This window comes from Psychrobacter sp. 4Dc (assembly GCF_002836715.1).
In the GTDB taxonomy this organism is placed as follows: Bacteria; Pseudomonadota; Gammaproteobacteria; order Pseudomonadales; family Moraxellaceae; genus Psychrobacter.
Genome location: NZ_PJAT01000085.1, coordinates 1 through 23,400, shown reverse-complemented (window position 1 = coordinate 23,400; position 23,400 = coordinate 1). Strand labels below are relative to the sequence as shown.

Annotated in this window: 18 protein-coding genes; 16 read left to right on the top strand and 2 right to left on the bottom strand. The window is 42.7% G+C overall.

Annotated features, from left to right (window positions below; translation table 11 throughout):
- The first annotated feature begins 486 nt into the window (after nucleotides 1–486).
- The 13 genes from CXF61_RS05365 to CXF61_RS05305 all read left to right on the top strand — a co-directional run bounded on the left by CXF61_RS05365 (nucleotide 487) and on the right by CXF61_RS05305 (nucleotide 17,371).
- Nucleotides 487–1,785 carry an ATP phosphoribosyltransferase regulatory subunit gene (locus CXF61_RS05365; RefSeq protein ID WP_165597442.1) on the top strand — a complete coding sequence of 433 codons (1,299 nt, stop codon included), beginning with the start codon at nucleotides 487–489 and terminating at the stop codon, nucleotides 1,783–1,785.
- Between the two features lie 198 nt (nucleotides 1,786–1,983).
- A complete protein-coding gene (locus CXF61_RS05360; protein ID WP_057759029.1) occupies nucleotides 1,984–3,273 on the top strand; it encodes an adenylosuccinate synthase in 1,290 nt (429 codons plus the stop codon).
- A 258-nt stretch (nucleotides 3,274–3,531) separates the two neighbouring features.
- Nucleotides 3,532–3,948 carry a lysozyme inhibitor LprI family protein gene (locus CXF61_RS05355; protein ID WP_101206216.1) on the top strand — a complete coding sequence of 139 codons (417 nt, stop codon included), beginning with the start codon at nucleotides 3,532–3,534 and terminating at the stop codon, nucleotides 3,946–3,948.
- 422 nt (nucleotides 3,949–4,370) lie between these two features.
- Nucleotides 4,371–4,802, top strand: a complete 432-nt coding sequence (ndk, locus tag CXF61_RS05350) for a nucleoside-diphosphate kinase (RefSeq protein WP_057759031.1) — start codon at nucleotides 4,371–4,373, stop codon at nucleotides 4,800–4,802.
- Between the two features lie 506 nt (nucleotides 4,803–5,308).
- Nucleotides 5,309–6,538, top strand: coding sequence for a dual-specificity RNA methyltransferase RlmN (gene rlmN, locus CXF61_RS05345; RefSeq protein WP_057759033.1), 1,230 nt, complete (start codon nucleotides 5,309–5,311; stop codon nucleotides 6,536–6,538).
- A 211-nt stretch (nucleotides 6,539–6,749) separates the two neighbouring features.
- A complete protein-coding gene (gene pilW, locus CXF61_RS05340; protein ID WP_227526612.1) occupies nucleotides 6,750–7,685 on the top strand; it encodes a type IV pilus biogenesis/stability protein PilW in 936 nt (311 codons plus the stop codon).
- Entirely contained in the window at nucleotides 7,682–8,494 is an 813-nt protein-coding gene (locus tag CXF61_RS05335; RefSeq protein WP_165597483.1) for a helix-turn-helix domain-containing protein, read from the top strand. Before pilW ends, CXF61_RS05335 begins: the two co-directional genes overlap by 4 nt.
- A gap of 158 nt (nucleotides 8,495–8,652) precedes the next feature.
- Nucleotides 8,653–9,768: a flavodoxin-dependent (E)-4-hydroxy-3-methylbut-2-enyl-diphosphate synthase gene (gene ispG, locus CXF61_RS05330; RefSeq protein ID WP_165597441.1), complete on the top strand. Its 1,116-nt coding sequence runs from the start codon at nucleotides 8,653–8,655 to the stop codon at nucleotides 9,766–9,768.
- Nucleotides 9,769–9,891: 123 nt separating this feature from the next.
- Entirely contained in the window at nucleotides 9,892–11,181 is a 1,290-nt protein-coding gene (gene hisS / locus CXF61_RS05325; RefSeq protein WP_165597440.1) for a histidine--tRNA ligase, read from the top strand.
- 69 nt (nucleotides 11,182–11,250) lie between these two features.
- Complete coding sequence (locus tag CXF61_RS05320) at nucleotides 11,251–12,045, top strand: YfgM family protein (protein WP_102078151.1); 795 nt, start codon at nucleotides 11,251–11,253, stop codon at nucleotides 12,043–12,045.
- 126 nt (nucleotides 12,046–12,171) lie between these two features.
- A complete protein-coding gene (gene bamB, locus CXF61_RS05315) occupies nucleotides 12,172–13,380 on the top strand; it encodes an outer membrane protein assembly factor BamB (protein WP_165597439.1) in 1,209 nt (402 codons plus the stop codon).
- Nucleotides 13,381–13,773: 393 nt separating this feature from the next.
- A complete protein-coding gene (gene der / locus CXF61_RS05310; protein ID WP_057759046.1) occupies nucleotides 13,774–15,195 on the top strand; it encodes a ribosome biogenesis GTPase Der in 1,422 nt (473 codons plus the stop codon).
- A 205-nt stretch (nucleotides 15,196–15,400) separates the two neighbouring features.
- Nucleotides 15,401–17,371 carry a sensor histidine kinase gene (locus CXF61_RS05305; protein WP_165597438.1) on the top strand — a complete coding sequence of 657 codons (1,971 nt, stop codon included), beginning with the start codon at nucleotides 15,401–15,403 and terminating at the stop codon, nucleotides 17,369–17,371.
- Between the two features lie 182 nt (nucleotides 17,372–17,553).
- Here the strand turns inward: CXF61_RS05305 and CXF61_RS05300 are convergent, their stop codons facing one another.
- On the bottom strand, nucleotides 17,554–18,720 hold the full coding sequence (locus tag CXF61_RS05300; RefSeq protein ID WP_160021596.1) for a D-alanyl-D-alanine carboxypeptidase family protein: 1,167 nt from the start codon (nucleotides 18,718–18,720) through the stop codon (nucleotides 17,554–17,556).
- A 500-nt stretch (nucleotides 18,721–19,220) separates the two neighbouring features.
- The gene (locus CXF61_RS05295; protein ID WP_057759051.1) at nucleotides 19,221–19,655 is read right to left on the bottom strand and encodes an MCR_0457 family protein; all 435 of its coding nucleotides are present in this window, start codon (nucleotides 19,653–19,655) and stop codon (nucleotides 19,221–19,223) included.
- 540 nt (nucleotides 19,656–20,195) lie between these two features.
- Between CXF61_RS05295 and surE the strand changes: the two genes are divergently transcribed.
- The 3 genes from surE (at nucleotide 20,196) to CXF61_RS05280 (ending at nucleotide 23,306) form a co-directional block, all read left to right on the top strand.
- Complete coding sequence (gene surE, locus CXF61_RS05290) at nucleotides 20,196–21,014, top strand: 5'/3'-nucleotidase SurE (protein WP_165597437.1); 819 nt, start codon at nucleotides 20,196–20,198, stop codon at nucleotides 21,012–21,014.
- A gap of 135 nt (nucleotides 21,015–21,149) precedes the next feature.
- A complete protein-coding gene (locus CXF61_RS05285; RefSeq protein ID WP_101206206.1) occupies nucleotides 21,150–21,938 on the top strand; it encodes a M23 family metallopeptidase in 789 nt (262 codons plus the stop codon).
- Between the two features lie 69 nt (nucleotides 21,939–22,007).
- A complete protein-coding gene (locus CXF61_RS05280) occupies nucleotides 22,008–23,306 on the top strand; it encodes a lytic murein transglycosylase (protein ID WP_101206205.1) in 1,299 nt (432 codons plus the stop codon).
- The last annotated feature ends 94 nt before the right edge of the window (nucleotides 23,307–23,400 follow it).

The following is a 23,400-nucleotide window of genomic DNA, read 5'->3' as shown; positions in this document are numbered from 1 at the left end:
GGCTTCCGAGATAAAAATATGTGTTAGTGTATCATGAGTCTGTGCCGAAGACGCTGCCGTAATCACGCTCATTATCTTATGGTTAACAAAAAATAAACCTCTCGGCTATTCGCCCAATATTAAGCCAAATACATCAATGATGACTGTCACACCTGCTAAGCTAATAAGCGGCAATTGAACTGTAATTAGATAGTGATTGTGGCTAATTGTCACTAGGCGAACCTTGAGTGCTATGCTAAACTAAAGCATAAAGTGCCTTGATTATTTGTCGCAATTTTTTAGCGCATAAAGATACTCGTCTTATCATTCTAAATTATACTTATTATTCACCCTTTTGCGGTTACCTGGTTTGTTTATAAATAATTGGGTCAATGATGTTGCGCGTTAAAAATAAACACACACAGCGTCAATACCCGGCAAATCACCCTTTAAGTACCGCATCAGTACCGCGTTTTTGGTAAGCGATACGCCAAACAAGGATTTATTGTGTCTGTTAGTTCTGATTCTGCAAAACCTGCCCAGCCAAATTCTACCAACGAAACAGTGTCTCAGCCTGCTGAAAATAATGCTGCACCCAATCGCATGCCATATTTGAGTAACTTTGGCAGTGATGTTGCCAATAGTTGGCTATTGCCTGATGGGGTGGTTGATGTCCTGTTTGAAGATGCGCATAAGCAAGAAGTGCTTAGACATCAGTTAATCGAGCAGCTTATTACTCATGGTTATCAGCTGGTTTGTCCACCGATGATCGAGTTTACTGAGTCTTTGCTAAGTGATGCATCAGAAGATCTAAAACGCCAAACCTTTAAGATTATCGATCAGTTGACTGGTCGCTTAATGGGCGTACGCGCTGACATTACCCCGCAGATTTTGCGTATAGATGCGCATCATGGCGGTACGGGTATTGCGCGTTATTGCTATGTGGGCGATGTGATTCATACCTTGCCATCAGGTCTGTTTGGTTCACGTACGCCGCTACAGTTGGGTGCTGAGATATTTGGCTGTGCGTCACTAGCGGCAGATATTGAGCTGATAGATGTGCTGTTTACGATGGTGAATAAACTCAATATGAGTGCAGCGCTCCATATCGATTTGGGTCACGTAGCGATATTCAAACGTTTGGCTGAGTTGGCTGAGTTATCAGACAATGATACTGAGCAATTGATGTACTTATATGCCAATAAAAATCTACCAGAGCTCAAGCGTGTTTGCCGTGCTTTGCCAATGGGGGATGATTTTTATGTGTTGGCACGCTTTGGTCATGATATTGCAAACCTATTAGCCAAATTATCAGATGCAGCACAACAAGACAGCCAAATCGCAACGGCAATTGATGAGCTACAGCGTCTGAAAAACTATCTACAAGACCAATGGCAGTGCCCAGTGAGTATTGATGTGACTGAGCTATCAGGTTACCACTATCACACTGGCATCGTCTTCAATGGTTATATCAATAGTGAAACGCAGCCACTCGTACGTGGTGGTCGTTTTGATGGTATGCAAAGTCAGACGCAAGCGTTACGTGCGGCTACGGGGTTTAGTATGGATGTCAGCCGATTGCTGGCTCATACACAGTTAGATGCGCCAACCGTTGTCTTGGTTGATTTTGCCGCTTTGTCTAATGCAAATACAGATGAGATGCAGACGCTACTGCAACAAGTAGAAAGTCTACGTCAGCAAGGCTATCGCGTCACTATGCCGTTAGATGCACAGGACAGTCCAGATGATGTTACGCATCGTTTGAGCATGGCTGATGACAGCCAATGGCAGCTACAAACTGTTTAATTGTCTAATAGTAGGCTATTGAATGGCTCACGCAGCCAAAAGTGTTCAGTACAAATTATGAGAACGCAAAATTATTCGTTAGATATCTCAGTGTTTCTATTTCATAAATCACTGAGATAAAAAGATATAGCTAAGAAAATCATTTTAATTTTCAGCTTTTATTGCACACACCTCAATACATAAAGGTAAGGATTGATCATGGGTAAGAATGTTGTAGTTTTGGGTAGCCAATGGGGCGACGAAGGTAAGGGTAAAATCGTTGATTTACTTACCGAAAAAGCCTCAGCAGTAGCCCGCTTCCAAGGCGGTCATAATGCTGGTCACACGTTGGTTGTCGATGGCAAAACCACTGTCTTGCATTTGATTCCATCAGGTATCTTGCGTGAAGGCGTCACTTGCTTTATCGGTAATGGCGTGGTGTTAGCGCCTGATGCACTACTAAAGGAAATGAAAGAGCTAGAAGATAACAACGTACCAGTACGTGAGCGTCTACGTATCTCTCCTAATTGCCCACTTATCATGCCTTATCACGTGGCACTTGATCAAGCTCGTGAAGCCAAGCGTGGTTCTGGTAAAATCGGTACAACAGGTCGCGGCATTGGTCCTGCATACGAAGATAAAGTAGCACGCCGTGCGATTAAACTTGCTGATTTGTTCCGTGAAGATCTAGAAGAAAAACTACGTAACCTAATCGAATATCACAACTTCCAACTGACTGAGTATTATAAAGTTGAAGCGATTGATTTTGATGAGACACTTAAGCTTTGTAAAGAGTGGAAAGAAGAGATTAAAGGTATGGTTACTGATGTAACTGAAGACCTAAATCAATTACGTCTAGCTGGCAAAAACCTAATGTTTGAAGGTGCTCAAGGTACGCTACTTGATATCGACCACGGTACTTATCCGTTTGTAACCAGCTCAAGTGTAACGGCTGGCGGTGTATCAACGGGTACAGGTATCGGTCCATTGTATTTAGACTATGTACTTGGTATCACCAAAGCGTATACTACGCGCGTTGGTAGTGGTCCGTTCCCAACTGAATTGTTCGATGATGTTGGTGCTCACTTAGCCAAAGTCGGTCATGAATTTGGTGCGACGACTGGCCGTGCCCGTCGCTGTGGTTGGTTCGATGCAGAAGCATTACGCCGTGCAGTAGTACTTAACTCTATGTCAGGTATCTGCTTGACCAAGCTTGACGTACTAGATGGTCTTGAAGAGTTGCTAATCGGTGTAGGTTACAACCTACCTGAAACTGAGTGTGCAGGCGCGCATGATGCTGAATTCTACGAGTCAGTCACACCTAAGTACGAAACAATGCAAGGCTGGAGCGAGTCTACCGTTGGCATTACGAACTATGATGAGCTTCCAGAAAACGCTAAAAAATACATCAAACGTATCGAAGCATTGATCGGTTGCCCAGTTGATATTATCTCAACTGGTCCTGATCGCGAAGAGACTATCGTATTGCGTGATCCGTACGACGCTTAGTTTTTACTACAAACTTGATTAAATAGTTTTTAGTATTAATAAAAAACCTCAACGCTAAGCGTTGGGGTTTTTTGTGTGTGCTACTTCAAGAAATTGATTGATTACCTTGAATTTCAACAGTGTAAGAGTAGGGCTACTAGCTATAATATCATCTAAAAATATCATAAATAATGGATATACTGACATTATTTTGGCTTAATTAAGTGTAAGATATTATAGACGGATTTGGTTTTATCAACATACAAAAAGGAATTTGCTATGACAACGAATACGCTTAAATCCACGATTCGCAATACCTCTATAGCAATAGTTACATCCGCAGCTTTCATGTTGCCTATGTTTGCTTGGGGTGCAGAAAACTGTGACAAACCAAACAATGACTTTGATGGGCTATATTGCCTGACGAAAGTATACTTAGAAGCAGATAAAGAGCTTAACAACTCTTACAGTAAATTGAGTAAACTCCTAAACAAACAGCAAAAAGCCACGCTTAAACGCGGACAATTAGCGTGGATGCGCGAGCGCAACGACCAATGTAGTTATAACGATGGTGATGGTTTCTTTGTCAATATGAGCTGTGCCACCAATAAGACAGCTAATCGAGTTAATTTTTTGAATGAACGTGTGCGTGAATGCAATGCAGGTAGTTGTCGAGACAGTCGCTTAGATGATTAAATGTTTTGATTGGTAGTATGTATTAGCAAAACTCTTAGCAAGGTGTGTTGAGGGTTTTCTAATCATTAATAATGATATAAATACTCTATAAAATCAGTCTGGTAGCTATAAGTGATAAATATGAGTAGCGATAAGGTAAGTAAGTCGATAGCTCATGCATCTGTTGTTGATGAGTACTTAACTTGGATGTAAGTAAGATACTGTTATAAATTTACTTTTATGCAAGGTATGGTCATAAATTAACCCTATCATTTATGGCCTTAATCATTATAATAGGCAGCAATCCGATGTTGGCGCTTATGGTTATACACTGATATACCATGAGTTGTGTAAAACAGTCCAAGTCAACATTGTGGCTAAAGCTAAAACAACGCATTAATTTTTCATATTTTATTGAATTTATCATTTATTAGGAGCTTCTCATGGCTAACGAACGTACTTTATCTATCATCAAACCTGACGCAGTTGCTGGCAACCACATTGGCGCTATCTATAGCCGTTTTGAACAAGCTGGTCTAAAAATCGTTGCAGCTAAAATGCTACAACTTGATGATGAAAAAGCAGGCGGTTTTTACGCTGAGCACGCTGAGCGTCCATTTTACAACGACCTAAAATCTTTCATGATGTCAGGTCCAGTATTGGTATCAGTACTAGAAGGCGAAAACGCTATCGCTCAGCATCGTGAAATCATGGGTGCAACTAACCCAAAAGAAGCTGCTGAAGGCACTATCCGTGCTGACTTCGCTAGCAGCATCGACGAAAACGCAGTACATGGTTCAGATTCAGCTGAATCAGCAGCACGTGAAATCAGCTACTTCTTCAGCGATGATGAAGTTTGTGCACGTACACGCTAATATAGTAAACCAGCTATAAGCTTTTAGGGCATTCGATTTGTTTGAGGTAACTGCTATAATAAGACAGCTACGATTTAAACTGATCTTACCTGTATGAGTTTTATACTTGATGGACTATGGACGAATTATTTACAACATTGATTGTTTATAATTGGTTTGCGAGACGGCTTATATCTTATGGGTATAGGCCGTTTTAGCTATTATAATAATCCTATAGTCCAAGAATTACTAAACTGCGACGGTATTACCCTCATCAGATGTACTATTTGTACAATCTGCAGCCTTGTATCTGCTTTAGAGTTCTGTAATTATATTATTCATTGAAATTCTTAATGACTTGCCTCATTATTGATTTTACTTAGCGTTATCAATCCCTTATCAGCATGTTTTTGTTAATTCGAAGAACTGCGCTCATAGCGGATTGCTCATGCACTCACGTATGTATGGCAAAGCCCATATAAATAATTGCACCGCTTATCTAAGCTCCTGCAAAAAGGTTACCTATTATGTCAACTGTTCAAGCACCTACTCAGCACGTACCTGCTAAGATTACTGATAGCATCAAGCTAGTAGATGAGGCACATGCCAAAACCAATCTATTGGGTATGACGCAAGCGCAACTGGCTGATTACTTCAAGAGTATTGGTGAAAAGCCATTTCGATCTACTCAGGTGATTAAGTGGATTTATCAGCATGGCGTGACAGATTTTGAGCAAATGACCAATTTGAGTAAGTCATTGCGAGACAAATTATCGCTTAATGCTTGTGTGGTACCGCCCAAAGTGATTCATCGTCAATATAGTGATGATGGTACGCGTAAGTGGGTATTTGAAGTCACTGGCGGCTCGTTGGTTGAGACGGTGCTTATCCCTGCAGATGATAGCAAGTTAAATGGCCGTAAGACATTATGCGTGTCTTCGCAAGTAGGCTGTGCACTAGACTGTAGCTTCTGTAGTACAGGTAAGCAAGGGTTTGAGCGTGACTTGAGTGCGGCTGAGATTATCGGTCAGTTATGGGTCGCTAATGCGTCATATATGACAGATGAAAATGAAAGTTTAGAAAACGTCGACCATAGCCTATGGGAAAATAACGTCACCAACGTGGTGATGATGGGCATGGGTGAGCCGCTATTGAACTACAAGCCTGTAGTAGGCTCAATGGAGCTGATGCTAAGCGATCATGCTTATGGATTATCAAAGCGCCGCGTCACGTTATCAACTTCTGGTGTCGTCCCGAAAATGTATCAGCTAGCACAAGACATCGATGTGGCATTGGCCATTTCACTGCATGCGCCAAATGATGAGCTGCGTAATGAGTTAGTACCAATTAACAAGAAATATCCGTTAGAAGAGCTGATTGCAGCGGCAAAAAACTATGTCTATGATGTCAATCCACGTCATAAGAAGCACGTTACGATTGAATATGTGATGCTTGATGGCGTCAATGACAGTAATGAGCATGCCCATCAGTTAGTTGCTTTATTAGAAGGGTTACCAAGTAAGATTAACCTTATTCCGTTCAACCCATTCCCACATGCACCGTATGATAAATCAAGCAACAACCGCATCCATGCGTTTAGTAATATATTGAGCGAAGCGGGTTTTGTTTGTACGATTCGTCAAACACGTGGTGATGACATCGATGCCGCTTGTGGTCAGTTGGTTGGACAAGTTGCCGATCGTACCAGACGCTCAGCCGCGTGGCAGCAGAGCATTAAAGATCGTGAAAGCGTTTAGCACGTTCTCTAGAAGATAAACGTTATATTCGACTGGTATAGCGTTTTAGCTGTCTTTTGTCTGTCGCAATGGTAAGAAAATGTAGCAATGACTGTCAAGATTGCAGAACGTGGCAATTAATAACAACTAAATTGTACTTATAGGGGTTAAATCTATTAAACTGAGGCCTCGAAGATCGAACGCATTGAATCCCAGTTTTATGATGGCGGCCATGATGACTTCTAAAAATTCTTGTCAGTTCAAATATCAAAAATCATTTTCTAAATTTTATAAGCAGTCGAGTATCAGTGCTGCCCAAACCGCTTTGCCAAAGCGTGCAGTCCTGTTGGCAGTATTTGGCGTTCTTGTATTAAGTGGCTGTCAGACTACCCCGACTAATGATTTGCTAGGTAACTCTCCTTACCAAACATCTACGCGCGCTAGCAATGATCGAAATTTAGATCAGCAGGAAATCGCCCGTGTACGTACCTCACTTGCCGCGCAATACATCCGAAAAAATGAGCTTGATACCGCGCAGCAGCAGCTCGAAAAAGCCTTTGCTGCCGATAGCCGTTATGCGCCAGCCTATGATATGATGGGCGTTTTGTTGCAGCAAGAAGGCAGCCGTATCAATCTAGCCAAAGCTGATGAGTACTTCAAAAAAGCAATCGCACTAGATAAAGACTTTGTACAAGCACACAATAATTATGGCGTGTATCTGTCACAGACAAAGCGCTATCGTGAAGCAGCAGAACAGTTTGAGATTGCAGGGGCGACGCTAGGCTATGAAGGCCGTATTGGCGCGCTAGAAAACCTAGGTCGTACTTATCTGCAGTTAGGCGATAATAGTGCCGCTTCAAAAGCATTTTTACGGGCACTCGATGGCAATCGTAATAGTATTATTGCTCATATTGAACTGGTAGATTTGCTGCTCGACCAACAGCGTGTACCGCAGGCACAGAGACTGTATGATGAGACGCTGATATTGGTGCAGGGGCAGGGTATTAGCCCGCGCTTGCTCTTACAAGGTATCAAGCTTGCAGCAGCACAAAATAATATAACAACGCGCCAGCAATTGGCACAGCAGCTTTTATCCGCTTATCCGCTAAGTGATGAAGCAAAACAACTTAAGACTTGGCTTAACAATCCAGAGGCACCATGGAAATGATCACCCCATCATCTAACACTCAATCTAACGCTCAGGGATCATTTGGTGCCGTGTTGCAGCAAGCCCGTAAAAACAAGCAAGTAACTTTAGAAGCAGCGGCGGCTGAGCTGTTCATTCTAAAGCGTCATTTGGAGGCCTTAGAAAGCGAAAACTTCGCTGAGCTACCACAGGCTGCATTTGCTCGTGGTTTTGCGATTAACTATGCCAAATATTTGGGCTTAGATTCAGCAAAAATCGCTAGTAGCTTCGATGCCGCCTATCCTAATGAGCTAAAGGCCAAATCAGCCAGCAATATCGATACGCCACTGCGTCCAATGGGGACTTTGCAGCGTGATACTCATAACCGTATCCGCTTTAACCCGCTATTGATCATAGGCGTTATCGGATTGATTATCTTGGCGGTGTTCCTATTCCGTATGGTGAGTAACGCTAGCAAAGAAAACACGCAAGAGCCTGTATCAGCTGTTGAAGACATGTCAGCGATAGAGCAAGCCCAAGGTGCCGCCATCAATAGTGATGCAAGTGGCGTGGGTGCTTCTGGCTCTGCATTGAATTTAGGTACTGCTGCAACGACTGCTACCTTAAACCTTGTATTGACAAGCGACGCTGTGGTTAGTATCACGGATGCTTCTGGAAACAGCTTAATAAACGGTTCTCAGTCTGCAGGTAACTATGACTTGTCAGGTATGCCACCGTTTAATGTGCAAATTGATAATATCGACAATGTTAGCTTGATGCTCAATCAACAACCAGTTGCGTTAGATACGTATGCAACAGATAAGCAAGCTACTTTTGAATTGGCACCATAGTCAGTTGCATAAGCGCCAAATTTAAATAAAGCACTCATATGTTTGGATGAAGCATCCATGTGTTTGAATAAAGCGAATATGTGTAGGCTGATTTAGCTGGTTTATATTATATGTACAAAGGCCTAGGGCTTTTCTATTTTTGATTCAAGGATTTATGTATGTCAATGCCATCGCCTATTAATCGTCGTCTGACCAAAAAAATCTATGTCGGTGATGTCGCGGTTGGTGGTGATGCACCAATTAGCGTACAGAGCATGACCAACACTGACACCTGTGATGTAGCAGCAACGGTCGCTCAAATCGAGCGTTGTGTCGAAGCAGGTGCAGATTTGATGCGCGTATCAACGCCAACGATGGATACGGTCAAAGCCTTTGGTGAAATTCGCAAACTGGTAAGCGTGCCTTTGATCGCTGATGTGCATTTTGATCATAAAATCGCTTTGGCCGTTGCTGAAGCGGGCGCTGACTGCTTACGTATCAATCCCGGTAACATTGGTAGCGATGCCAAAGTACGTGAAGTAGTCGCTTGTGCCAAGTATCATAATATTCCGATTCGTATTGGCGTCAACGCTGGCTCTTTAGAAAAAGACATACAGCGTAAGTATACTGAGCCAACTGGCGAGGCAATGCTAGAATCGGCAATGCGCCATATTGATATTTTAGAGCGTCTTAATTTTGACCAATATAAAGTATCTGTCAAAGCCAGCAACGTGTTTTTGACATTGGATGCTTATCGCTTAATATCAGCGCAAATTGATAATCCATTACATTTGGGCGTGACGGAAGCGGGTGTCTACCGTACGGGCGCTGTCAAATCTGCTATTGCATTAGGTGGATTATTGCTAGATGGTATTGGCGATACCATTCGTATCTCGTTAGCAGCTGAGCCTGAAGAAGAGATTAAGATTGGTTTTGATATCTTAAAGTCGCTTAATATTCGTTCGAACGGTGTAAACTTTATCGCCTGTCCAAGCTGCTCGCGTCAAGAGTTTGATGTGATTAAGGTAATGACAGCGTTAGAGTCGCGCCTAGAAGATATTCGTGAACCGATGAATCTATCTGTGATCGGCTGTAAGGTGAATGGTCCAGGAGAGGCAAAAGAGGCCGATATTGGCATCGTTGGTGCTGCCCCTCGATCACTGGTCTATCGTATGGGTGAGAAAAGCCACCTTATCGACACAGACAATCTGGTTGATGAAATAGAAGGTATGGTTCGCGCCCATGCAGAAGATTTGGCAAAAAAACGTGAGAATGAAATCATTCGCGTAAAATAAGCCATAGAATAGATTGATACGTTAGGCTATACCGTCACAGTATTAATCACATACAACGCTTATTTAAGTACATAGAAAACAATAATAGAATACCTGTTAAACATTTAAGGATACGACCGTACCATGATCAAAGCTATCAAAGGTTTTAATGATATTTTGCCTGACCAATCAGCAAAGTGGCTGCATTTAGAAGCGATATTGGCTGATGTACTTGGTAGGTACGGTTACGAGCATATTCGCTTGCCTATCGTTGAACAAACGGATCTATTTGCGCGTGCTATTGGCGGCGCGACTGACATTGTCGAAAAAGAGATGTATAGCTTTACGGATAAATCTGAGCCGCCAACGCCGTTAGCGTTACGTCCTGAAGGCACAGCTGGAGCAGTGCGCGCAGTTATCGAGCACAACTTGCTACGCGGTGACACGCCCAAGCTTTGGTACATCGGTCCAATGTTCCGCTACGAGCGCCCGCAAAAAGGCCGCTATCGCCAGTTTCATCAGTTAGGTGTCGAGAGCTTCGGTAGTGCATTACCAGATGCTGATGCTGAGCTGATTGCGATGACTCATCTGATGTGGCAAGAGCTAGGTCTCAACAATGAGATGCGTTTGCAATTAAACAGTTTGGGTGAGCTGGATGAGCGCTATGCTTATCGCGAAGCATTGGTTGCCTATTTAACTGATAAAAAAGACCAGCTAGACGAAGATAGCAAACGCCGTCTAACGACTAACCCTTTACGTATCTTGGACAGCAAAGAGGCGAGTACGCAAGCAGTATTAGCAGATGCGCCAAAGCTTGCTGACTTCTTGGGTGAAGAGAGTGTGGCGCATTTTGAGCAGGTCAAAGCCTATCTGACTGCGCTTAATATCGATTTTGAAATCAATCCGCACTTAGTACGTGGCCTCGATTATTACAATAAAACGGTATTTGAGTGGGTAACGGATAAGCTTGGAAGCCAAGCCACTGTTTGTGCAGGTGGTCGTTATGATGGGCTAGTAGGGCAATTAAAATCAATCGGTACAGGTGGCAGTAAACCAGTCAAATCTGAGCCTGGTGTTGGTTTTGCAATGGGGCTTGAGCGTTTATTGCTACTGATAGAAGCGGTTGCGCCGATTGCTGATATACCTGCTTGTGATGTATTCGTTGTGGCTCATCCTGAGGTATATAGTGCTGGTATAAGCTATGCACAGAACTTACGTCACAGTCGTCCAGATGTACGAGTAAAGATGGCCAGTGCCACGAGTCTAAAAGCGCAAATGAAGAAGGCAGACAAGTCAGGCGCGGCATTGACAGTCATCATCGCCCAGCAAGAGCTAGATGATAATACGATTAGTATTAAAGATATGCAGACAGGTGAGCAAAAGACGGTCGTCCAAGATTGGCTATCAAATAAAGATAACTTCTCTCGTCGCTAACCGACTTTGACTAATCAGCTTTGTTTGTGGCACTAGCAATTTAATGTAAATTTTATCAGGTAAATATATATGGCTCTGACACCTAATTCGCCGAATGCAGATAACTCCATGCAAGCGCTAAAGCAATATGGTAGTTATATCGTCACTGCGATTTTGTTAGCACTGGCCGCCTACTTTGGTTGGACGTACTGGCAAAACAACCATGCGCGAGTAGATACCGTTGCCGCCGATCAATATGCTGATATTCAGCAGCTAAACGAAGAGGTTAAATTGGCCTCGCAAAACCCAGATTTAGAGGCAGAGGCTCAAGAAGCACTTACCCAAAGTCGTAGCCAGCTAGACAAAGATATTGATACTTTGGTCAGTACGCACGGTGAGTCGGTTTATGCATGGCAAGCGCTAATGATAAAGGCACGTCAACAAGTAGACAATGATGACTTTGCAGCAGCGACTGAGACATTCAAAAAAGCATTGGCCATTGATTTGGGTGATGCTGGTCTAGAAGCGATTACTCGTTTACGCTATGCAAAAACGCTGTTGGCCGCAGGTGATACAGATGCTGCACTATCAGAAGCAAACAATGACATGCCAAGCTCGTTTGAAGCAAGTCAGCAGGAGCTGCTAGGAGATATTTATTTAGCACAAGACAATAAAGATTCAGCGATTAAATCTTATAGCAATGCGTGGGAGCTATTACGTAGCCGTCAAGAAACGCGTGCAGTATTGGCATTAAAGATGGAAAGCTTAGGTATCACGGCTGAGCCGATTGCTGAGCAAACCAGTCTTATTCAAGAGCCATCTGCTCCTGAGCCATCGTTAGTGATGGATACCTCGAATGAAGTCGCTGTCGAAGCAGGGCAGTAAGTCAGTAGGATAGTATTGAAAGTTGGTAATCATCCAAAGCTCTTTTTTAATATAACCTAATGATTACTAATTTGCCGTTGGCCAATTTACCAATTAATAATAATTTATCTGTAATGAGAACATACAATGACTCAATCTATTCGCTCTAGCAAAATGTTAAACACCAAGATTATCAAAAAGACAGTCATGCATGTGGCCGTACTGGCAGTAATGAGCACGGCAGTGATTGGATGTAATCGCGGTATTAAGCCTGTCGTTAATGATCCGGTAAAATTGGTACAAATCGCTCAGCCGATTAGCGTACTACAGCCTGTATTTATTACCGATGTTGGCAACAAAAAAGCCAGCAAAAAGGATCCGCTAGATTTGCAAGTTGGCTATGCTAATGGTCAAATCGTTACTGCATCACGCGGTGGTGAGCTGTCAGGGTTTAATAGCGCAGGCGAGCGCGTATGGTCCATCAATGTTGACGATCAAATTACTGGCGGTGTTGCAGTAGATGCATTGAGCCAGACAGCTATCGTTAGTACTCGTGGTGGCAAGGTCATGGCGTTTGATAGCACGACTGGGGCAAAGCGTTGGCAGCAGCAGTTATCAGGCTCAGTTTTGACGCCAGCACTGATTACCAATAATCGTGTGGTATTATCAGCGAATGATGGTTTCTTACATGGTCTGTCGCTGCAAACTGGACAGTCAGTATGGCAGTTCGCCACTCAAGTACCTGCTATCAGCGTTCGCGGTAGCGCTGCGCCGACTTTATTAGACAATGAGACGGCACTTTTGGCGACAGCTGATGGTCGTTTGCACGCAATTACTGTCGATAACGGTCTTCCGCTATGGTCAAGACGTGTTGGCGTAGGCGCTGGTAGTAGTGAAGTTGAGCGCATGAGTGATGTCGATGGCAAACCTATCGTAGATAAAAATCAGTTATTTGCGATCAGCTATAGTGGTCAGCTATTAGGTATTGATTTGGCCTCACGTCAGGTGATGTTCGTCAATGAAATTGCGAGTCTCAAATCATTGGCGGTAAATACTCAGCAAGTTATCGCTACCAGTCTAGATGGCAAAGTAGTTGCTTATGATCGCAACAGTGGCGAGACACTCTGGGAAAGTGACGAATTGGCTTATCGTGATCTTACCAATCCTGTGATGATTGGCAACTATATCGCCATTGGTGATTTCGATGGCGTAGTGCATTTGTTTAACCCTGCTACGGGTAGCATCGTTAGTCGTGTAGAGACAAAAGGTGCGTTGACCAACTTGCAAGTTCAAGGTAGCCGTTTAATGACTCAAAGTACGTCAGGACAAGTTGCTATTTGGCAGTTAGTTCGCTAATAACTATGTAGATAGGTGCTTATCGATGACTAATGAAGTGTAATATTTCACTATAGCCCTTAAGCCTATTCTTGATTGTCATTTATAAAACACAAACGCTGCTTAGTCAGCGTTTAGTGCCTTGTGTAAATTGCTTGTTTAAACACAGGCTTTCGCGTACTCTATGCGACCGATGTGCTATCCATATATACTATTTATTTATGTATAATAGGTATAATGAAGCCATCCTATATACTATTTTTAATCGTAAAATAGCCATCTATTATTTTTGCTATTGTTCTATCATTCATTTTAATTCACGGTCAATTGCAGCATATCTATTACTATTGTTATGTCACTGGTTATAAGACTAACTGTACTGCCCGTCATTGTGCCTTTCACTGAGAGTAACCCATGAGTATCAAGCCTGTGGTCGCCTTAATTGGTCGTCCAAACGTCGGTAAATCCACCTTATTTAATCAGTTCACAAAAAGTCGGCAGGCATTGGTCGCTGACCTTTCGGGATTGACTCGTGACCGTCAGTACGGTGATGCAACTTATGAAGACAAATCCTTTATCGTTGTAGATACGGGTGGTATCGGTGAAGCTGACGACGGTAGCGGCAATATCGATGACTATATGTCTGAGCAGTCGCATACAGCAATTCATGAAGCAGACATCATCGTATTCGTCGTTGACGCTCGTGCCGGTATGATTGGCGCAGACGCTGAAATTGGTAAATTTTTGCATACGTTAGGCAAGCCTGTGTATGTTGTCGCCAATAAAGTCGACGGTGTACATGATGCAGCGCCTGCTGAGTTTTATGCATTAGGATTGGGCGAGCCGTATCCGATGGCAGCCAGTCATGGTCGCGGTGTGGGCAACTTGCTTGAAGTGCTAACGGCTGATATGCCTGAGCAAGAAAACATAGTAGAGCCAAGAGGCTTAAAGCTTGCCATTATCGGTCGCCCAAATGTTGGTAAATCAACGCTCGTGAACCGCCTGCTTGGCGAAGATCGAGTAGTGGTATTCGATATGCCAGGCACGACACGCGACAGTATTTATATTCCTTATCAGCGTGAAGGCAGAGACTATGTCTTGATTGACACCGCTGGTGTACGTCGCCGCGGTAAAATCGATGAAAAAGTAGAAAAGTTCTCTGTCATCAAGACCTTGCAAGCGATTGAAGATTCTAACGTAACCGTGATTGTCATTGATGCTCATGAAGGTATCGTGGACCAAGATTTGCATATGATTGGTTATGCACTTGACGCTGGACGAGCGTTAGTCGTTGCGATCAATAAATGGGATGGTCTAACGCAAGATCAAAGAGACTATATCAAGCTTGAAATGGATCGCCGTTTTAGCTTTATTCCTTATGTAAAAATACATTTGATTTCAGCATTGCATGGTACAGGCGTCGGTAATTTATATCCGTCTATCTTACGTGCGTATAAATCTTCGATGTTTGAAGTATCAACCAACCGTTTGACTCAGATTTTGCAAGATGCGGTAACGGCCAATCCGCCACCGACCGTTGCTGGTCGTCGTATCAAGTTGCGTTATGCGCATATTGGTGGCCACAATCCACCTGTTATTGTTATTCATGGTAACCAAACCAGTGCGCTTCCTAAGAGCTATCAGCGTTATCTGGAGAATCAGTTCCGTCAGGTATTTAAGCTAGAAGGCACACCGCTTAACGTTATCTTGAAGCAAAACGACAATCCATATGCTAACAAGAGCGACACGCCGACTAAAGCTAAAGCTCAGCAATTGCGTCAACGTGAGCGTAATAGATCACAGAAATTTACTACCAAAGATAAAAAGCCTCGTTAATTCTCGTATTTTAGGCGTTATATCTTTAGCTTTATGATTAATGTCATCGCGTTCGATAGCGCGATGACATTTTTCTATTAATACGCTATAGTTTGGGCTTATAAATAGCTATCTTAGTTTCAAAAAATACTCAAATGTCTTACTTATCACATCTTTAAAATACCTGTACTATAAATGAAAGCTGCACGCGACTCAGTAGAGTGATATGAACAACCGTTCGTCTCAAACCATCCCCGTACTTATCTGGCGTTCTGTCATACAAGCTGTCGTATTGGCAGTGCTGGCAGGTTTTTTGTTGCCTTTTCTTTATGGTTTAGTGCATCACTATCAAGAAAAAGAACAGCATATTCAGCAATTGGCATCGCTACTAACGACTAGCGCATCGACTGCAGATGGGGCAGATGTTGTGGCTGAACAAGTCAATATCTTGTTAGAGAATGAGCCGACTATTCAGAGTATTGTTTTCTATTCAACTTCTGAGCCAATTGAAGATATAGACCAGTCGCTTGCTGATTGGAAAAATGCTTTATTTGCGCATACGGTCAGTTTCAACTATCCAGTGATTAGTAAAGACCTTGATGCCAGTAGTATCGCGTCCAATAAGTCCGATTCCAATCAACAGTTAGCACTGACTTTATCAAACATTATGAGCGAATCGTCAGCGCCAGATGAGGTGACTGATACAGTTACCGAAAATAGCACATTGATTGGTTATATTAATATTACGATAGATGTAAAGTTGCTACGTTTACAGTGGTTCCAAAATATCCTGTGGTTATGGCTAACAACAGTTGTGCTGATTATTATTTTTGCTTTTTACATTTTCCGAAAACTTAATTGGCCAGTTAAAGATATTGAAGTGTTAACTGATGTTTGTGATATTGTCATAAACAACACAAATCTAGAGCAACTACCCGTCATTCCGCAGCAATTCAATTTTCAAGAACTGACCCAAATCAAAAAAGCATTAATTGTTTTATTCAATCGTTTACAAGAAGCACGGCAAGGTTATGAAACCCTTGCAGCTTTTGAACAGCAATTGCACAATAAAGATATGTCACTTGATGTGCAATTGCACAATTTTCAAAGCATGATTTCTCATGAGTTAAAAACGTCGTTGAATGCAATTGTAGGCGGTTTACAACTGTTAGATTATGAGACTCTCAGCAGAGAGCAAAAAGACGCGGTAGAGATTATCAGTAGTGGTAGTGATAAATTGGTATTGTCGTTAGATCATATTATACAGTTGAACCAGATCCAAAAAGGCCAGATAAGAATTCATAAAAATGAGTTTAACCCATTACAGCTAATCGCTGATCTGTTAGCTAAGTTTGAAAATATGGCTACGCAAAAAGGGTTAGAGTTAATCAGTAATATTCATCATATAGACTATAGCCTATATGGTGATTCAGAAAAAATATATCAGATACTATCGATACTGCTCAATAATGCGATTAAGTTCACGCCTGTCGGGAAAGTTACGATTACGTCGCAACTGACACATTTTAATAAAAGTAATCGTTGGCAGATTAGCGTGAAAGATACGGGTATTGGTATCAATAATGAGCACCTAGACGATATATTTAATCCGTTCTTTCAGGTAGATTCGTCGCAAACTCGCCAGTACGAAGGCTCAGGGGTTGGCTTACCGATTGTTAGACAAATGGCGCAGCTTATGGGTGCTACGATTGATGTTGATAGTGTGCTTGGTGTAGGTACACAGTTTACGCTGACCATAGCGATGCCCAATCAACAGCAATCAAAACAGCAGCGCTTATTGTCTGGTCTAACGATTATTTATTATTACTATCATGAGACAGGCTCCTTATTAAATGAACTGGAATATCTAGGGGCTACGATTATTTGTTGCCAAGGTAACCAACTCGTCATAGAGGAGATGCGTAAGCAGAAAGTTGACATGGTGATGTTTGGTGAAGATGTTTTCCCGGAAAAAGCTGCGATGGTAGCCAAACGTATCCGTAAGCATGAAAGCGATGAGGGCAGTAAGAGCGAGCATCGTGCGTTATTGGTATATTGGTATCCACAGCATCGGGCGCGCTATGTAGGCAGCTTTGAGTATGGTTTAAAAGCAGCTGGTATTGACTATTGTCATATTGCTACTTATAAGGACAAAGCGTTAAGCGACTTATTAAAACAATGGTTGGTTTGGACGTAGTACGGTTCTATTAAATCGGTGTTCCTAGTTAGGCTTATTTAATTTACTAGGTAGCATTTTTCATATTTTTTACTATCGAAGCACTGTTGAATTAAAGTAAGCATAAAAAGAAAAAAGACGCCCATTTTGAGGCGTCTTTTTTTAAACAGTTTTTAGCTGGAATTGCTTTTTAAAGGTTTCTCTTAGAGAAGATTCTTTACCCAGCGTACGATATGTTCCCAAGTACGGCTCATAAAGCCTGACTGTTCGATATCGTTGGTTGCAATGATAGGAACTGAGGCTACCGCTTTACCATCAATGACAGCCATCATTTTACCAACTTCCTGACCTTTTTTAATCGGTGCTTCTAAACTCTCAGGAATATCCACCACTGTGGTAATTTTGTTTTTCTGGGTTTTACTGGTTAGGATTTGCAAGTTGTCGCCAGTTGCAAGCTCTACCTCGTCAGCTTCTCCAAACCATACTGGAAGCTTACTAACGAACTGCCCAGCAGGCGCCTTGGTAACCGTTGTAAAGTGACCGAAACCCCAGTTAAGTAGTTCGCGTGACTGATCAGCGCGAGCCTGTTGGCTCTTGGTACCCATAATGACAGAGATTAGACGCATGCCTTCACGGTTGCTTGATGCAACCAAGCAGTAGCCTGCCGCATCAGTGTGGCCAGTTTTCAGGCCATCAACAGTAGGGTCGGTAATCAGCAGAGCATTACGGTTACCTTGGGTAATACCGTTATAAGTGAACTCTTTTTCTGCGTAGATACTATAGTAGTCGCCGCTGTTTTTGATAATAGCGCGAGCAAGTTTAGACAAATCTAAAGCAGACGCTAAATGACCTTCATCAGGCATACCCGTAGCATTGACAAAGTTAGAGTTCTCCATGCCAATCTTTTGTGCTTGTTCGTTCATCAATATTGCAAATGAGGCTTCGCTACCAGCAATATGTTCAGCCATGGCTTTCGATGCATCATTACCTGATTGAATAATAATACCGCGTAGCATATCGATGACGCTGGCGGTTTTGTTCACAGGCACATACATACAAGATTGGCTGCTGCTACCACGGCACCATGCGTTTGGACTCATCAATACCTGTTCATCTTCTTTCAGGTCGCCTGATGCTAAGCGTTGCTCAATGATATAACTGGTCATCATCTTAGTCAGAGATGCTGGCGGCAGCGCCTCATTGGCGTTCTTTTGAGCCAAAATTTCGCCAGTGTTATAGTCCATCAACACATAGGCAGTATTGTCCATTTCAGGTGGTTGAATGGCTGCGTTTGCCACTACTGCACTCATCGAGATACTTACACCAACTACCAGCTGTATCAGCTGATTTTTTACACGCTTTACTGTCATATATCATTACACCGCATCATGGAACCAAATGTATCTATCGCTTATGTTTTGTACCTATTTCCATACATTATTTTAAGCAGCATGTCTTAAATGCAGTGTTTAAAATAATGTATCGATGAAAATAGTAACGCCTACACAATAGACATAAAATTAACGCCTTATCTTAGCAAAATGACTACCGATGGGGAATCGATAAATGCAAAAATAAGGCAAGTTTGAAAAGAAAAATGAAGGCCTATCATATATTTGTCGTGTCTATCATCTGACCAGTCTCTGTAATAAAAATTTAACGCTCACAAAAAAGCCTGCTCCACTGCTTGTGAATAACAAGTAAAGTGACAGCAAGCTTTGATGCTACAGATATCTAGACAATCAGTTGATAATATTTGCTTAATTGATGTTATAAAGAGTACATAGCTTTTATTTTATTATCATTGATACCAATATTATTAACACATTAAGCAGAGGACGCTAGTTATTGAATTAAACTAGCTAGTTGTCTAATAATCCGCGTTTGCCAAATCTTCACATAGTGCTTTGTTTTCTTGCTTTGAGAATCCCATCGTCCAACTACGAATACCTTGTAGTATCTGGCGGTAGTCTTGCTGTGTAGATAAGTATTGAATAGCCGCTTTTGGATCTTCTAGAGAAGGCATTAGCTCATGTAGCTGTACGGTGTACGACTTATAGAACCGCTGTTTTTGCTTACCATTTAGCATTGGTGGGCATATCTCTGATAGTACCTGCATCACCGCAATTTCGTGCTTAGTGATATTGATGCCAGACATGTCTAGCGGAATGGTAGTGCCAGAGTTATTCGCAGCATTAGAAGCTTGAGACAGCATAGCAACAGACGTTATCAGTCCTGCAATCCCAACTTTTGAGGCAGTATTTGCTATCACAGAAGCTATAGATAATATCGATTGTTTATTCATTCAGTATTACACTCGCTCGTCTTTATTTAATGGTCATATGTTAATCGGTAAAAAAACAAAAGTCACATAAAATATTGATTTATGTGTAGATATCTTGTGAGCCAAAACCATTTTTTAGCAACATATCAGTAGCATACCCTAATGACGTTACTTCAGTATCAGTACATCAGTTTGTATTGTTGTGGGGTGTTGCGTATTGTAACGCGATGCTGAATCTACTGGTTGTCATCCGCTCTATACAAATATTGGTCACGTTATTTTTCTCATATAATCATTAGCATAAGAAGAACATGATACTTTGCTAATGACAGGGTTCGTGTCTATATATTATTCAGTTATAATCGCCCATGCTATCAAAATGATACTTTTTCGTTAGACTGAGATGTCATGTCATTGAAGAATTAGAGTATCATGTTTTCATTTTAAATATGAGCATCGTTCTTTGATGGCTATCTTGAACAGACATGGCACGATAGCAGAATGATCAAATAGAGATGTAGAAAAATCGGCAATAAAATATTAACCACATACTGAGCAGAAATGAGATTTTTAATTAGTAATGATGACGGTGTATATGCGCCAGGATTATTGGCACTATCTCAAGCATTATCGACTATTGGTGAAGTGATGGTCGTCGCCCCGAACGATGAACAAAGCGGTTATGCCAGTGCGTTAAGTGTTTCAAGACCACTGCACACGCATCAGTTGCCTTCTGGATTTGTAGCGGTAAATGGTTCACCAGCTGATTGTGTTTATCTAGCAATCCATGAGTTGTATCGTGATACTGACTTTGACTGCGTGATTACAGGCATTAACTCAGGGGCTAACTTGGGACAGGATGTGATGTTCTCTGGTACGTTCGGTGCTGCATTGACTGCGCAACTATCTGGTATTCCTGCTATAGCAACGTCTTTGGTAGGCGGAGGTGTCAAAAACGGCGGGCAAGAATCAGCCAGTGATTATCAAGTGGCCGCACATGAAATCGTCAAGCTGCTTACTGAAACTTCGGTTTTAGAGATGCTCAAAAGTTTGCCCTATCATGTATTAAACGTTAATATTCCTGATGTGCAGCATGCCGATGATATCAAGGGTCGAAAAATAACCTCGCTAGGCCATAAGCAGGCTGCTCAGCCAGTACGCCATATGATAGACCCACGCGGTCGAGATGCGTATTGGTTGTCTCTACGAAAAGGTAAAAATGAGCGACCATTAGAAACATCAATCAATGCGGTACAAGCAAAGCAGGATATGATGATAGATTATCAAGCTGTAGCGGCAGGGTATGTCAGTTTGTCACCAGTACGCCTACATCATACGCCAACGGCAGCGCTGGATAGATTATCAACACTCGCGCTATAAATTCTATAAGATATAATCCATACCGGCTTATTAAACACTGACGTGTTATGAGAATATCAGAAGACTCTTGTATGGCATTAAGATCTTTTGAATGATTAAACAATGAATGAGCAACACAAAGAATAGGAACCTTGTATGAAAAAAATCATAGCTGGATCGCACCTTGTTAAAGCCGCGTTGATTGGTACTATGGCAGTCGCTACTCTATCTGTCGTCGGCTGTGCAACGAAGCCTACCTATCAATCAGCAAACCAAGCAGGTCCTAAGATTATTACTAACGCGCAAGGCGTCCCTAACTATCACCGTGTACAACGCGGCGATACGGTCAGCCAGATTGCAGCGCGCTATCGTCTGAACTACCGCCAAATCGGAGCGATGAACAATCTAGATAGTAAATACACCATCTATAGTGGCCAATGGCTCAAACTATGGCAAGGCAATGTGGCAACCACTGCAAGTAACAATAGCTACAGTGCTCCAGTTCAAACGCAACCAACTTATACGCCACCTGTGACCCAATCTCAAATACCAGCCTATGAAGCCACTGCCAACTCGACCTCTGGTTATGATTACCCTACGCGCAACCCAGTAACTCGTAACATTGACCCTGCTGCGGGCAATATGGGAATGTGGTTTGCAGGCAAAGTTGGTGATCCAGTACTTGCCAGCCAATCAGGAACTGTGCTTTACTCAGGCAACGGTCTGCCAGAGTATGGCAATCTAATTATGATTCGTCATAGTGATAACTACATCACAGCCTACGCGCACAATAGCCAATTATTGGTGCAAGAGGGCGATACAGTACAGCGTGGTCAACGTATTGCCAGTATGGGCAGCAGTGGTCAGACCAATGAGGTAGGCTTAGAGTTTCAAGTTCGCTTAAATGGTAATCCTATTGACCCACGTAGCGTACTTGGGCGTTAGACTTAAATAATAGCTACGGATAGCTTGGCCACTGTGAGCCATTTTATTTATTCATGTTTGAGATTTTTTATGAGATTAAAAAAGCAATACCTCACCCTTATGCCAGCATTAGTGATGGTTGGGTGTACAAGCCAGCAGGCAATGCAAAGTAAGCCTGTTCGTCAAGGCGGCGTTGAGATTACTCAAACCCAAACCGTTCAGGTCAAACCAACACCTGCACCAGTCGTAAAACCGCAGCCTGCGCCAAAGCCTAGCTATAGTAGCTTTTCTGATTGGAAGTCAGACTTTTCTATGCGGGCCATATCGTCAGGCTATGATGCCCAAGTGATTGGTCGATTGCTTGATTCTGCTTATCTAAACCAGCAAGTCATCTCATTAGATTCAGGTCAGCCCGAGTTTTCCAAGATGCCGTGGGAATACGTAGATTCTGCGGTATCAAGTGGACGCGTCAGTGTAGGGAAGCGTAAATTTGCCGAACAGCGTGCTTATTTGTCTCAGCTAGAGTCTCAGTATGGGGTCAATGCAGAGATTATCGCTGCGATATGGGGCATGGAGTCATCGTATGGCGCTGTGACCGGTAATAGTGATTTGCCAAGTTCGCTTGCCAGCCTTGCCTATGATGGTCGTCGTCAAGAGTTTGCTGAAACGCAGTTGCTATCGTTAGCGACACTGCTACAACGCGGTGATGTATCATGGTCACAGTTGGACGGTTCTTGGGCAGGTGGTATGGGACAAACCCAGTTTATCCCTGAGACTTGGCTCAAACAAGGGGTCGATGGTGATGGCAATGGACATCGCAATCCTTGGGCGACTGGTGATGCACTAGCCTCGACAGCCAACTATCTGAGTAACTCAGGTTGGGTTCGTGGCTTAGCGCCATTTTACGAGGCAACGGTGCCAGCCTCGTTTGATTACTCAGTGGTTGGTAGCAAACAACCTGCGGCTAGATGGGCGGCGATGGGCGTCGATACGATAGCGGACGTTTACTTAGATGCCAATACTCAGATGGAGCTATGGTTACCTGCTGGTAAAGACGGTCCAGTATTATTGCTGAGCCCAAACTTTGATGTGATTAAAGTCTATAACAACTCATCAAGTTATGCGTTGGGTGTTAGTCTGCTAGGCAAAACGATTAATGGACAAAGCGGGTTGCAAAAGTCTTGGCCTCGTTATGAGCGTCCATTATCGACCACGCAAGTGACTAACCTACAACGTCGTTTGACTAGTATGGGTTACGATACCAAAGGCGCTGATGGTATCGTGGGTACCAATACTCGTATGGCATTCCAGCGTTGGCAAGCAGATAATGGTCAAACGCCAGATGGATTTATTACTCAAAACAGTGCGTCCTCACTGGCTGGATGGTGAGGTAGGCTGAGGGTATTTATACATTGTATAAAAGCGGCTCTTTTTAATCGTGCTTAGCCATTATTAATTAGCCACTAGCCAACAAACGATAATT